13 protein-coding genes and 1 riboswitch are annotated in these 12,340 nt (G+C 64.1%); of the genes, 8 read left to right on the forward strand and 5 right to left on the reverse strand.

Annotated features, from left to right (window positions below):
• Positions 1-1,369, reverse strand: a 1,369-nt coding sequence (locus tag FJ311_07515) for an Rne/Rng family ribonuclease (protein MBM3951286.1), incomplete at its 3' end; no start/stop codon positions are given.
• A gap of 470 nt (positions 1,370-1,839) precedes the next feature.
• On the opposite strand from FJ311_07515, the gene FJ311_07520 reads away from it, so the two are divergent.
• Complete coding sequence (locus FJ311_07520; protein MBM3951287.1) at positions 1,840-3,369, forward strand: AMIN domain-containing protein; 1,530 nt, start codon at positions 1,840-1,842, stop codon at positions 3,367-3,369.
• Positions 3,370-3,455: 86 nt separating this feature from the next.
• Positions 3,456-3,737 (forward strand): hypothetical protein, encoded by a 282-nt coding sequence (locus FJ311_07525; GenBank protein ID MBM3951288.1) that lies wholly within the window; start codon positions 3,456-3,458, stop codon positions 3,735-3,737.
• A gap of 7 nt (positions 3,738-3,744) precedes the next feature.
• On the opposite strand, the gene FJ311_07530 is transcribed toward FJ311_07525, so the two are convergent.
• The 3 genes from FJ311_07530 to FJ311_07540 are packed head-to-tail and all read right to left on the reverse strand — an operon-like array spanning position 3,745 to position 4,765.
• Entirely contained in the window at positions 3,745-4,248 is a 504-nt protein-coding gene (locus tag FJ311_07530; protein ID MBM3951289.1) for a DUF488 domain-containing protein, read from the reverse strand.
• Complete coding sequence (locus FJ311_07535; GenBank protein MBM3951290.1) at positions 4,191-4,562, reverse strand: type II toxin-antitoxin system VapC family toxin; 372 nt, start codon at positions 4,560-4,562, stop codon at positions 4,191-4,193. Before FJ311_07535 ends, FJ311_07530 begins: the two co-directional genes overlap by 58 nt.
• Entirely contained in the window at positions 4,559-4,765 is a 207-nt protein-coding gene (locus FJ311_07540) for an AbrB/MazE/SpoVT family DNA-binding domain-containing protein (GenBank protein ID MBM3951291.1), read from the reverse strand. The genes FJ311_07535 and FJ311_07540 overlap by 4 nt, the downstream gene beginning before the upstream one ends.
• Positions 4,766-4,902: 137 nt before the next feature.
• Positions 4,903-5,017, forward strand: a riboswitch (TPP riboswitch).
• Between the two features lie 81 nt (positions 5,018-5,098).
• Here FJ311_07540 and thiC point away from each other — a divergent pair.
• From thiC to FJ311_07570, 6 genes are all read left to right on the forward strand, one after another.
• On the forward strand, positions 5,099-6,925 hold the full coding sequence (gene thiC / locus FJ311_07545; protein ID MBM3951292.1) for a phosphomethylpyrimidine synthase ThiC: 1,827 nt from the start codon (positions 5,099-5,101) through the stop codon (positions 6,923-6,925).
• Between the two features lie 8 nt (positions 6,926-6,933).
• Positions 6,934-7,620, forward strand: a complete 687-nt coding sequence (locus FJ311_07550; protein ID MBM3951293.1) for an adenine nucleotide alpha hydrolase — start codon at positions 6,934-6,936, stop codon at positions 7,618-7,620.
• Between the two features lie 98 nt (positions 7,621-7,718).
• Complete coding sequence (gene guaA / locus FJ311_07555) at positions 7,719-9,320, forward strand: glutamine-hydrolyzing GMP synthase (protein ID MBM3951294.1); 1,602 nt, start codon at positions 7,719-7,721, stop codon at positions 9,318-9,320.
• Positions 9,321-9,839: 519 nt separating this feature from the next.
• On the forward strand, positions 9,840-10,913 hold the full coding sequence (locus FJ311_07560; GenBank protein ID MBM3951295.1) for a DUF2806 domain-containing protein: 1,074 nt from the start codon (positions 9,840-9,842) through the stop codon (positions 10,911-10,913).
• Between the two features lie 113 nt (positions 10,914-11,026).
• Positions 11,027-11,254 (forward strand): type II toxin-antitoxin system MqsA family antitoxin, encoded by a 228-nt coding sequence (locus FJ311_07565; protein MBM3951296.1) that lies wholly within the window; start codon positions 11,027-11,029, stop codon positions 11,252-11,254.
• 65 nt (positions 11,255-11,319) lie between these two features.
• The gene (locus FJ311_07570) at positions 11,320-11,670 is read left to right on the forward strand and encodes a RidA family protein (GenBank protein MBM3951297.1); all 351 of its coding nucleotides are present in this window, start codon (positions 11,320-11,322) and stop codon (positions 11,668-11,670) included.
• 36 nt (positions 11,671-11,706) lie between these two features.
• Here the strand turns inward: FJ311_07570 and FJ311_07575 are convergent, their stop codons facing one another.
• Positions 11,707-12,336 (reverse strand): DUF2182 domain-containing protein, encoded by a 630-nt coding sequence (locus FJ311_07575; GenBank protein MBM3951298.1) that lies wholly within the window; start codon positions 12,334-12,336, stop codon positions 11,707-11,709.
• Positions 12,337-12,340: the final 4 nt, after the last annotated feature.

Consider the following 12,340-nt stretch of genomic DNA (forward strand, 5'->3'; position numbering starts at 1 on the left):
CGCGCCCCGAGTTGACGTCGATCGACACCAGCGCCTCGGTCTGGTTGATGACGATGTAGCCGCCCGAGCGAAGTTGAACCTGCGGGCTGTGGATGGTGGCGAGCTGATCCTCGATTTGGTAGCGCCGCAGCAGCGCCACCGACGGGTCGGTATAAAGCTGGACCCGTTTGACGTGGCTCGGCACCAGAAGTTTCATCAGGTCGCGCGCCTGGCGGTAGCCGTCCTCGCCGGCGACGATCACCTCGTCGATGTCGTCGCTGTAGAGGTCCCGGATCGCCCGCTTGATGATGCTGCCTTCCTCGTAGACCAGCGCCGGCGCGATTGATTCGAGCGTGCGCTCGCGCACCTCGGCCCAGGTCCGCATCAGGTATTCGAAGTCGCGGTGGATCTCGGTCTTCGACCGCTCCGCGCCGGCGGTGCGGACGATCACCGCCATGCCGTCGGGAATGTCGAGTTCGTCGACCACCGATTTCAGCCGCTGACGGTCGGCGCCGCCCGCGATCTTGCGCGAAATGCCGCCGCCGCGCGCGGTGTTGGGCATCAGCACGCAGTAGCGCCCGGCGAGGGAAAGATACGTGGTCAGCGCCGCGCCCTTGGTGCCGCGCTCTTCCTTGACCACCTGCACGAGCAGGATCTGGCGCCGTTTGATGACTTCCTGAATTTTGTAATGGCGCCGCCGTCGCGCGGGCGACGGGCGGCGGACTTCGAGATCGTCGTCGGAATCGCCGCCCAGCACCTCGACCGGCGCCGGCTTCGGGGCTTCGCCTTCGTCGGGGGGCGGGGAAAGCGCCTCGCCGGCGGGAACCTCCGTGCCGGGCGCGGGCCCGGCGATGTCCTCGGCAACGTCTCCGACGATATTTTCCGGGGCGCCTTCGGCCCGCTCCGCCTCGACCGCGGTTATATCGCCGGGGGGCATCTCGACCGGCGCCGTCTCGATGGGAGCGATGTCGACGGGGGCGATCTCCGATCCTTCCTCCGGAATCTCCTCGGCAACCGACTCCGCGCCCGGGGCCTCTTCGCCGAATTCCTCGCCGGACGGCTCGCGCCCGGCGCGCGCACCCTCGGCGCGTTCGGCCCGGCTCGCGGCGGCGTCCTCGGCGATGAGTGCTTGGCGGTCCTCGACCGGGATCTGATAGTAATCGGGATGGATTTCGTTGAAAGCGAGGAACCCGTGGCGGTTCCCGCCGTAGTCGACGAACGCGGCCTGGAGCGAGGGTTCGACCCTCGTCACCTTCGCCAGATAGATGTTGCCGCGGAGCTGTTTGCGTGATGCAACCTCGACGTCAAAGTCCTCGAGCCGTGTTCCGCTGACGACCACCACCCGGGTTTCCTCCGGGTGGGCGGCGTCGATGAGCATTTTTTTGGTCATTGGTGTTGAAACTCCGACGCGCCGCCGCCCTCGGGATCGACGCGTCGATACCGGGGCGGACGGGGCGAATGGGTGAGTGGGGAGTGGTACCGGCCGATCCGGCGCCGAAGGCCCAGAGCGGGAATCCCCGCCTGACGGGCGATGTCGGCCGCGCGGCTCGAACCAGCATGGAAAACCTCTAGACTTTCGCGGATTGGGCCGTCCGGGGTCCGCGCGGATGTCGCGCAAACTTCCCCGGCCCAAGGCCGCCCTTCCAGCGCCATCTCGATGCGGCGATCTTCGCTCGACAAGGGGCGCTTTGGTGAGCGCGGCTCCAGTTAACATAATGGCAGGATTCGTGATCCACAATGTTAATGTTCCCGCCGTCGTTCCTCCGGGGCTAACCCATCGGAATCCAAGGAGGATCCGCTGTCGGGCGGGGGATGCGCATTGCGGCGCGGCACGGGTGAGGGATATATTTGGCGTCTTCGATGGGCGTTCGATACAACCTATGGCATAGCATGGACCGATTCCGGACCCTATCGGCTGTCGCCCTAATGGCCGTCGCGGGCGCGTGGTTCGCGCTGTCGGTACCGCTCGTTCGGGAAATGGGAGACCCGGGCGGGGGCGCCCTCGCCGCAGAACCGGCTAAGCCGCTGGTCGACGACATCCGCGCCGCCGATCACGGCGGCCGCACCCGCGTCGTCCTGTCGCTCGACCGTTCGGTCGACTTCACCGTTTTTCCGCTTGCCGATCCGTACCGGGTGGTGATCGATCTGCCCGAGGTCGGCTGGCGGCTTCCATCGCAGCCGCTGCCGGCCGGGATCGGCCTGATGGAGCGCCTGCGCTACGGGCTCTTTCAGCCGGGCACCACGCGGGTGGTGCTCGACATGAAGGGCCCGGTGGCGATCGCCAATGCCTTTTGGCTGGAGGCGGACGCGCAGGGACGGCATCGTTTGGTGGTGGATATCGGCGCCGCGTCGCGCGACGCGATGATCGCGGGCCTGCGCGACGGCGTGGTGAAGGTCGCCGCCGGCGGCGGCGCCAAAGCCGCGCCCGTTCCGGAGGCCACCCGTCGGCTATCGGCGCTGACCCCGCCGCCGGCGCTCACGCCGCCGGTTGCCAATGGGGACTCCGCCGCGCGGCCGAAATCGCCGCCGCCGACCTCCGCCGCTCAACCGCCCGTCGTCGAACCGGTGGCGGCGCCCGCCGACAGCGGCGAAGAGGACGCATCCGACAGGATCGCGGCTCTCGCCGTTCCCGCGACGGAACCGGAAGCGGCTCCCTTCGGCGCGCCGCCGCGCAAACCGCCGGCCCGGCGGCTCGGCGGCAAGCGCGTCATCGTCATCGACCCCGGCCACGGCGGGCTCGACCCCGGCACCGTCGGCGCCAACGGCACCCATGAAAAGCACGTCACCTTGGCCATGGCCAAGGAACTCAAGCGCCAGCTTGAGCAGACCGGGCGTTACAAGGTTGTCTTGACGCGCGACCGCGACATCTTTCTCCGCCTGCGTGACCGGGTCGCGATCGCGCGCGAGGCGGGCGCCGATCTGTTCATGTCGATCCACGCCGACAGCATCGCCGACGGCGCGGCGCGCGGGCCTTCGGTCTACACGCTGTCGGAAAAGGCGTCCGACCGCGAGGCGGCCGAACTGGCGGAAAAGGAAAACAAGGCCGACGTCATCGCCGGCATTGACCTGAGCCATGAAACCCCCGAAGTGGGCTCGATCCTGATCGACCTCGCCCAGCGCGAAACCATGAACCGTTCCGCCCACTTCGCCGCCGGGATGATCGGCGAGATCCGCAAGGAGACGGCGGTGCTGCGCAATACCCACCGCTTCGCCGGATTCGCCGTGCTCAAGGCGCCCGACGTGCCCTCGGTCCTGGTCGAGCTCGGCTTTCTCTCCAACCCTTCGGATGAAAAGGCGCTCTTGAACCGCGCCTACCGGGCCAAGCTGGCCCAGGCGATCGTGCGCGCGACCGACCGCTTCTTCACCCGGGTCGAGGAAGCGAAGCGCTGACCCGCGCGCGTTGACGTTTTGTTAGGAAATTCCGGCTACTTCTGGCTTCGGCGCCCGTCGGAGGGCGCCAGACGGAGGACGCCAGAATGGCCAGATATCCTTTCGTGGTGGGCTTGCGCACCGCGCGGCCCGTCGAGCGCATCGAGCAATGGCTGCTCGCCCGTTGCCGGGGCAAGTGGCACGTGCGGCTTGAGGAAATCGCCTCCGATCTTTCCCACAAATACCTGATTGTCTCATTCGAGCGGGCCGACGACCGCGTCCAATTCCGTCAGGCGTTCGCTAAGGCAAACGCCGCCGCCCAGACCGCCGCGGCGCAAGCCGTTACCGACCCGGCCGAGACGGCCGCTGATAAAACCGCCGCCGCCTGAGGCGAGTCTACTCCGCGAACAGGTGAACGGGCGGAGCCAGCCCCCGCGCCACCAGCGCTTTCGCCACCACGGAGCGATGGCAGCGCGCGGGATCGCGCTCGTAGCACATCAGGGCGACCGCGCCTTTGCGCGCGAGATCGACGATGCGGGCGAGGCCCTTTTGCCCGTCGGCGCCGGCGATTTGCGCCGCCATGTGCGTCCGGTAAGTGGCGTCGTCGCCGGCCTTGGCTGCTTCTCGTCCTTCATTCGGATTGCCCAGCGCGCGGATGTGGACATAGCCGATTCCGGCCGCGAGCAGGCTTCGACGTAGCGCGTCGCGGCGAAACTCCGGGCGCTGCGACCACGGGTGGCTGCGGACGTCGATCAATGTTGCGACGCCGGCCGATCGCAACGCCTGGACGAACCCCGCCAACGCGGCTTTCTCGTAGCCGATCGTGCACAGTGCGCCGGGGCTCAAGGCGCAACGTAGCGGACGCCGGCGCGACCCTCGAAATCCGCGTCCTGGGTCCAGAAAATCGCCCCGACCGCGCGCGCCGTCGCCAGCATCACGCTGTCGGCGAGCGGCAGCCGTTCGACGACACTGAGTCGCGCGGCGGCGAGCGCGAGGGTTGCATCCAAATCGACGACCCGCCCCTGATGCATGAGCGCGACCGCCTGGAGGGCCGGGGGATCGCCGCGCTGTTGCAAGACGCGCTTGAAGACCTCGAACAAGCTCAAGGTCGGGACAACGAGCCGGGACGGGTCCTCGATCGCCGGCGCGAAAAACCCCGCGTTTTTCCCGTCGGCGAAATATTCGAGCCAGCCCGAGGAATCGACGACGTTCATATCCGGTCCCGCTCGCGCTCGACGGTCGTGTCGATCCCGCCGAGGAAGCCCCTGAGTTCCCTGGCTCGGCGAACGGGAATCAACTCGATGCGGTCGCCGTAGGCGATCGCCTGGAACTTCTGCCCCGCCCGCACGCGCAGGCGCTCGCGGATCGCTTTCGGAATCACCACCTGGAACTTGGGCGACAGGGTCACGGTTTCCATGCCTTTTCTCCATCGATACGATAATCGTATTACGAAAGTTATATCGATCATACGGAACCGGTCAAGGCGCGATGGCCCCGCCGCCGCGAGGGGTTTGCCGCGCTTGACCGCCTCGCGGCCCGGGTCCACATTGTAAGGCAAGTTCCTGGGGGAGCCCCATCCCGATGTCGGGGCTGAGAGACCGCTAGAAGCGGGATACCCCAGAACCTGATCCGGGTCATGCCGGCGTAGGGAACGGAACGCGCGCCAAGCCCACTTGCGCCAAGCCCTTCGGGGCCGAACTCCCTCCCGTCGCCGCCGATCCGTTTGTCGGAGTCCGAAGGAGTCCGCGCCATGAACGTCATCGCTAAGCCGCCACGCATTTCCGTGACCACCGGGCCGCTGCCCGCCTCGCGCAAAATCTTTGTGCCGGGCGAACGCCATCCCCATATCCGCGTGCCGATGCGCGAGATTTCCGTGCACCCCTCGGCGGGCGAGCCGCCCTTGGTGGTCTACGACACCACCGGCCCCTACACCGACCCCGAGGCCAAGATCGACATCCAAAAAGGCCTGCCGCGCATCCGCTCGCCCTGGATCAAGGCGCGGGGCGACGTGGAGGACTACGACGGCCGCACGGTCCGACCCGAAGACAACGGCAACGTCGCCGCCGACAAACTGGCGCCCGAATTTCCGGTCCGCCACCGTCCCTTGCGTGCGAAAGCGGGCAAGGCGGTGACGCAGATGGCCTATGCGCGCGCCGGCATCGTCACGCCCGAGATGGAATTCGTCGCCATCCGCGAAAACGAACTGCGCGCGAGGGATCCCAAGGCCGCGCACGCCGCCATCGCGGCGGGCCAGAGCTTCGGCGCCGCGATCCCCGACTACGTCACGCCCGAATTCGTGCGCGACGAAATCGCGCGCGGGCGCGCCATCATTCCGGTCAACGTCAACCACCCGGAGCAGGAGCCGGTCGTCCTCGGGCGCAACTTCCTGGTCAAGATCAACGCCAACATCGGCAATTCCGCCGTCACCTCCTCGGTCGCCGAGGAGGTGGACAAGATGGTGTGGGCGATCCGCTGGGGCGCCGATACGGTGATGGACCTCTCGACCGGGCGCAACATCCACAACATCCGCGAATGGATCATCCGCAATGCGCCGGTGCCGATCGGCACGGTGCCGATCTACCAGGCCCTCGAAAAGGTCGCGCGGCCCGAGGAACTGACTTGGGAGATTTTCCGCGACACCATCGTCGAGCAGTGCGAGCAGGGGGTGGACTATTTCACCATCCACGCGGGGGTGCGGCTCCGCCATATTCCGCTCGCGGCGAAGCGCGTCACCGGCATCGTGTCGCGCGGCGGCTCGATCATGGCCAAGTGGTGCTTGGCGCACCACAAGGAGAATTTCCTCTACGAGAACTTCGAGGAACTGTGCGATATCCTCCGCGCCTACGACGTGGCGTTTTCGCTCGGCGACGGGCTCAGGCCCGGCTCGACCGCGGACGCCAACGACGCGGCCCAGTTCGCCGAGCTGGAGACGCTGGGCGAATTGACCCAGATCGCCTGGAAAAAAGACGTGCAGGTGATGATCGAGGGGCCCGGCCACGTCCCCATGCACAAGATCAAGATCAACGTCGAAAAGCAGATCAAACTGTGCGGCGAGGCGCCGTTCTACACGCTGGGTCCGCTGGTCACCGACATCGCTCCCGGCCACGATCATCTGGTCAGCGCCATCGGCGCCGCCATGATCGGCTGGTATGGCACCTCCATGCTCTGCTACGTGACGCCGAAGGAGCATCTCGGCCTTCCCGACCGCAACGACGTCAAGGCGGGCGTGATCGCCTACAAGGTCGCGGCGCACGCCGCCGATCTCGCCAAAGGCCACCCCGGGGCGTCGCGCCGCGACGACGCGCTTTCCCGCGCGCGCTTCGAGTTCCGCTGGGAAGATCAGTTCAACCTCGGGCTCGACCCCGAAACCGCCAAGGACTTCCACGACAAGACGCTGCCCAAGGAAGCGCACAAGACCGCGCACTTCTGCTCCATGTGCGGCCCCAAGTTCTGCGCCATGGAAATCACCCAGCAGCTTAAGGACGTCACACCGGAAGCGCAAAAAGGCATGGCCGAAATGAGCGAAAAATTCCGCGCCGGCGGCGGCGAGATTTATAAAGAGGAGTTCGCGAAATAACTCCCGACATGCCCCGCAACGCCAGCGCGCCGCCGCGCGCCTATCTCTCCTGGAGTTCGGGCAAGGACAGCGCCTTTTCCCTATACGAGGCGCGCCGGCTGGGCTTGGCCGACGTGATGGGCGTGCTGACCACCTACAACGAGGCCTACGACCGGGTCGCCATGCACGGCGTCCGCCTCGAACTGCTCGATCGCCAGATCGCGGCGCTGGGCCTGCCCGCGCTCAAGATCGCGCTCCCCAACCCATGCCCGAACGAGGTCTACGAAGCGCGCATGAAGGATGCGTGCGCGGTCATCAAGGGCGAAGGCATCGAGCACGTCGTCTTCGGCGATCTGTTCCTGGAGGACATCCGCGCCTATCGCGAGGAAAAGCTGGCGGCGGTCGGCATGCGCGCGCTGTTTCCGCTCTGGCTACGCAACACCGCCGATCTCGCGCGCGCCATGATCGCCTCCGGAATGGTCGCGCACATCACGTGCCTCGATCCGAAAAAACTCGACCGCCGCTTCGCCGGGCGCCGGTTCGACGAATCGCTGCTCGCCGAGTTGCCGTCGGGCGTCGACCCCTGCGGCGAGAACGGGGAGTTCCATACGGTGGTGACGGCGGGGCCGATGTTCCGCGCGCCCATTGCCGTGAAGGTCGGCGAAACGGTCGAGCGCGAAGGGTTCGTCTTTACCGACGTGATTCCGGTTAATTAGGACATATAACCTATAACGTGCGGGAGTTGCGGGCGCCCCCCTGCCGTCGTGGCGGGGGATGGCGTAAGGTTCGCCCCCCTGTTATGCACGCATCCGCCATGCCCAACCCTTCGCCGCACGACCTCGCCCACGACCCCACCCACGATCCCCACGCCGACCGGGTCCTGATCCTCGATTTCGGCTCGCAGGTGACGCAGCTGATCGCCAGGCGCGTCCGCGAATCCGGCGTCTATTGCGAAATCCATCCCTTCAACCGGGCGACCGCCGAATCGATCGAGGCCTTCCGGCCGAAAGGCGTGATCCTTTCGGGCGGCCCCGCCTCGGTCGTCGATATGGGAACGCCGCGCGCCCCCGACGGCCTTTTCGCCATGAATCTCCCCGTGCTCGGCATCTGCTACGGCCAGATGACCATGGTCGCGCAACTGGGCGGCAAGGTCGAAAGCGGCCACACCCGCGAATTCGGCCGCGCCTACGTCGAGGTCACGGACGACTGCGAACTGTTCCGGGGCGTCTGGAAAGTGGGCGGGCGCGAGCAGGTGTGGATGAGCCACGGCGACCGGGTGACGGAACTGCCCAAGGGCTTCCGCGTGGTGGGGATGAGCGAGGGCGCGCCGTTCGCGGTGATCGCCGACGACGCGCGCCGGCTTTACGGCGTCATGTTCCACCCCGAGGTCGCGCACACCCCCCACGGCGCCAAGCTGATCGAAAATTTCACCCACCGGGTCGCGGGCTGCAAGGGCGAATGGACCATGGCCGCGTTCCGCGCCCAGGAAATCGCCAAGGTCCGCGCCCAGGTGGGCACGGGGAAAGTCATCTGCGGGCTTTCGGGCGGGGTCGATTCCTCGGTGGTCGCCGCGCTGCTGCACGAGGCGATCGGCGCGCAACTCACCTGCGTCTTCGTCGATACCGGCCTGATGCGCGCGGGCGAGGCGGACGAAGTGGTCGGGCTCTTTCGCGACCACTACAACATCCCGTTGGTCCACAAGGACGCATCCGATTTGTTCCTGGGCAAGCTCGAAGGCGTCGCCGATCCGGAAACCAAGCGCAAGATCATCGGCGCCACCTTCATCGACGTGTTCGAGGCCGAGGCCAAGAAGGTCGGCGGCGCCCGGTTTCTCGCGCAAGGAACGCTCTATCCGGACGTGATCGAATCGGTTTCCTTCATCGGCGGGCCCAGCGTCACCATCAAGTCGCACCACAACGTCGGCGGCCTGCCCGAACGCATGAATTTGAAACTGGTCGAGCCCTTGCGTGAGCTGTTCAAGGACGAAGTGCGCGCCCTCGGGCGCGAGTTGGGGCTGCCCGAACGTTTCGTCGGGCGCCATCCGTTCCCCGGGCCCGGGCTCGCCATCCGCCTTCCCGGCGGCATCACCCGGGCGAAGCTGGAGATTCTGCGCAAGGCGGACGCGATCTATCTCGAGGAAATCCGCTTAGCCGGGCTCTACGACGCCATCTGGCAGGCGTTCGCCGTGCTGCTGCCGGTGCAAACCGTGGGCGTGATGGGCGACGCCCGCACCTACGATTACGTCTGCGCGCTCCGCGCCGTGACCTCGACCGACGGCATGACCGCCGAATCCTATCCCTTCGACCACGAGTTCCTCGCCAACGTGGCGACGCGCATCATCAACGAAGTGAAGGGCATCAACCGGGTGGTCTACGACGTGACCAGCAAACCGCCCGGAACGATCGAGTGGGAGTGAGATTTCAGAGGGTTAGCCAACGAGCGATGGCGACAAGCTAATCGCTCCAGGCAAAACAACTCTTCTGATAACGCAGCTAGGGGCGATTCTAGGGGCGCAGCCACACAGCAACCCTTGTGTGTGGAGTGCTCTCTATGCCCATCTACAAGCAGCCGAACAGCAAGTGCTGGCTCATCGAATCCAAGATCAAAGGCAAGCGTTATCGCCGAAGCAGAGCGGGACGCATTGCCTGTATGAAATACCCAAGATCGCCTCCCCTGCCCTAGGTTGTACCGGCACCAGGAGGGGGGTAGCGAACAGCGCGGGCAATATTCTGGTCAATTCACCGCTCCACCCGCCGAATGCCAATTTGAAGACCGTCCCCACATCTCCGCAAACGGGCAAAGACGCAAGACCTTGGGGCAGATACTGGCGGTAGAAGCGGCTAGCTTAACTAACCCAATAAAAGATAATCCAATAGCTGCCCGAATAGTATAAGTTCCTGTGATTACTCCCAAAGTAATAGCTAGAGAAATCAACATGTCTGATGAAGATGCAAAAAAATCTGATTCCTCAGCCAAGGGTGAAACGGACAGTGAAGAAATTGCGTCACTCACGGGTAAACTTGCGCGAAAAATTTGGGATACAGCATACAAGGAGCTGAAAAACGTTTTTCGTCCCGGACGAATCAAGGACTTCACCGCTGCGCTTGCAGAGGCTCGATATCAATTCAAAATAATGGCCGTTCAGGCAAATGTAGACGCGAAAGCTATCGAAGATGGAACTAAACGCATCGTTAATGGTCAGCTAGTTGATGTGAAGCCAAGAGCTGAAGACCAAGCTCTGACAAGACCATCTAATCGTGAAGTTATTAGCTTTCTAGCAACTGATACTCTTTTTCAGAATTTGAATCAATTTGTGAATTTTGAGAAGATTGTTTCGATGGCCGAAGAAGAAGCGGCTTCCGTGGCCGACGAAAAAGTATCTGATGAGCCTGTTGATGAACTTTGGTTTACGCGGTGGCGGAAAGGAGCGGAAGACGTATCACAAGAAGATCTTCAGCGCCTTTGGGCGAAGGTGCTCGCTGGCGAGTCGATAAAGCCAGGCTCTTATTCCCTGCGTACTCTTCATTTCTTGTCCACGATGTCTCGCGCCGAGGCTGAATTAATTGCGAGATTGGCACCTTTTGTTATTAAGGACATGATTGTTAGAGAGGCGGTGTCTGAATTGGGCAGCAAAGGTCTGGCTTTTCCAGAATTTTTGAAGTTGGAAGACTTGGGAGTCATCTCGGGCGTTAACGGATTGCTTTCTGGCGTCCTTAATTTCTTTCCTTTTGAAGATAAGTTAATATGGTTTTATGAGTATAAAGATGGTTACGCACTTTTATTTGAAAGCAAAGAGCCAAAGACATTGGATTTGGGTTGTTACATAGTCACTGGCATTGGGCTTGAAGTTCTTACATTAGGCGATTTTTCGGCAAATATCGATTATCTAAGGGCCGTTGGAAAAATTGCTCAGAAATCTAATATTAAAATGCGTTATGGGAAGATCAAAGTAACAGGCCCAACCACAAGAAAGTTGGTAAATGAAATAAAGTTAAATGATATTGAGTAGGTCCAATGAACAACGCTAATTTACTGCGGCGGGTGAGTTGATCGTCGTCACCGCCTACGAGCCGAGCGCCGATTTGTGGCTGCCCGGTTGGACGCAGAAAAAACGGCCCTGACATGAAGTGTGTGATCTGCAAGCAAGGAACGACCAAACCCGGCGCCGCGACCGAGGTTCTCGAACGCGACGGCGCGGTCATCGTGTTCCGCAACGTGCCGGCCGAGGTGTGCGACGTGTGCGGCGAAACCTATCTCGATGCCGCCACGACATCCCGTCTTCAGACCGAGGCCGAGAAACTCATCGCGACCGGCAGCCGTCTCGACGTGCGCGACTATCGCGCCGCGTAGCCGCCCCTGCGTCGCGGGCCGCATCATCGACAAAACGCGCGGCATCAATTTTGGGGAGATACTTCATGGGCATCGAACATCTCGATTCGGGCGAAATCCTGAGCCAAGCCGTCGTTCACGGCGATACGGTCTACCTGTGCGGCCTGACGGCGAAAAATCTCAAACTCGACGTCGCCGGCCAGACCAAGGAGGTCCTCGCCAAGATCGACGAGCGGCTGGCGAAGTGCGGCAGCGACAAGTCGCGGCTGTTGAGCGCGACCATCTACCTCACCGACATCAAGCTGAAACCCGCCATGAACGCGGTGTGGAAGGCTTGGCTCGGCGATCTGAAGCGTCCGGCGCGGGCCTGCATCGGCGGCGTCGAGTTGGAACCGGACGTGTTGGTGGAAATCGTCGTCAGCGCCGCCAAGTCCTGATCTGCCGCCCGTTTTTCAGCGATAGGATGGGCGCCATCACGCGATCCCGTAGGCGATCGCGGCCGCTCCAGCGAGGACGAGGGCGACGCCGACCGCGCGGGCGAGCCGTTCGCCCCACGGCAGCATGCGCTCGGCGATTACCAGCGCCACGAGCAAAAGGATGGCGGCGAGGTTCATGACCCCGGCCGCGAACAAAAGCGCCATCAGCGCCCAGCAGCAGCCGACGCAGTAGGCGCCGTGGCGGAGGCCGAGTTCGAACTGGCCGTGCGCGCCTTCGCGCCAATGGAGGGTGAGGAAGCCGAGCGGCGAGCGGCAGTGGGCGAGGCAGCGGGCCTTCAGCGGCGTCAGTTGATAAAGCCCGGCGCCGAGCAGCAGCAAGCCGGCGAGCGTGGGCGGCGCCGGGGCCATGGCGTCAAGCCGGGCAAAAGTGGCGAGCGTCCATTGAAGAGCGGCGGCGGCGAGGCCGAAGGCGCTCCACACCGCCAGGTAGCCCGCGCCGAACACCGCGGTCGAAACGTAAGGCGCGCCGCGGGCGCGGCGATTGCGGTTGAGGGTGGCGACCAGGCGGAGCATCGGCCAGGCGACCGGCAGCATCATCGCCGCCATCATCGCCACCCACATGGCGAACATCGCCCCGGCGTGGCCGAGGGTCCAGGCCGAGTCCATGGAG

The organism is Rhodospirillales bacterium (assembly GCA_016872535.1).
Classification (GTDB): Bacteria; Pseudomonadota; Alphaproteobacteria; order Rhodospirillales; family 2-12-FULL-67-15; genus 2-12-FULL-67-15.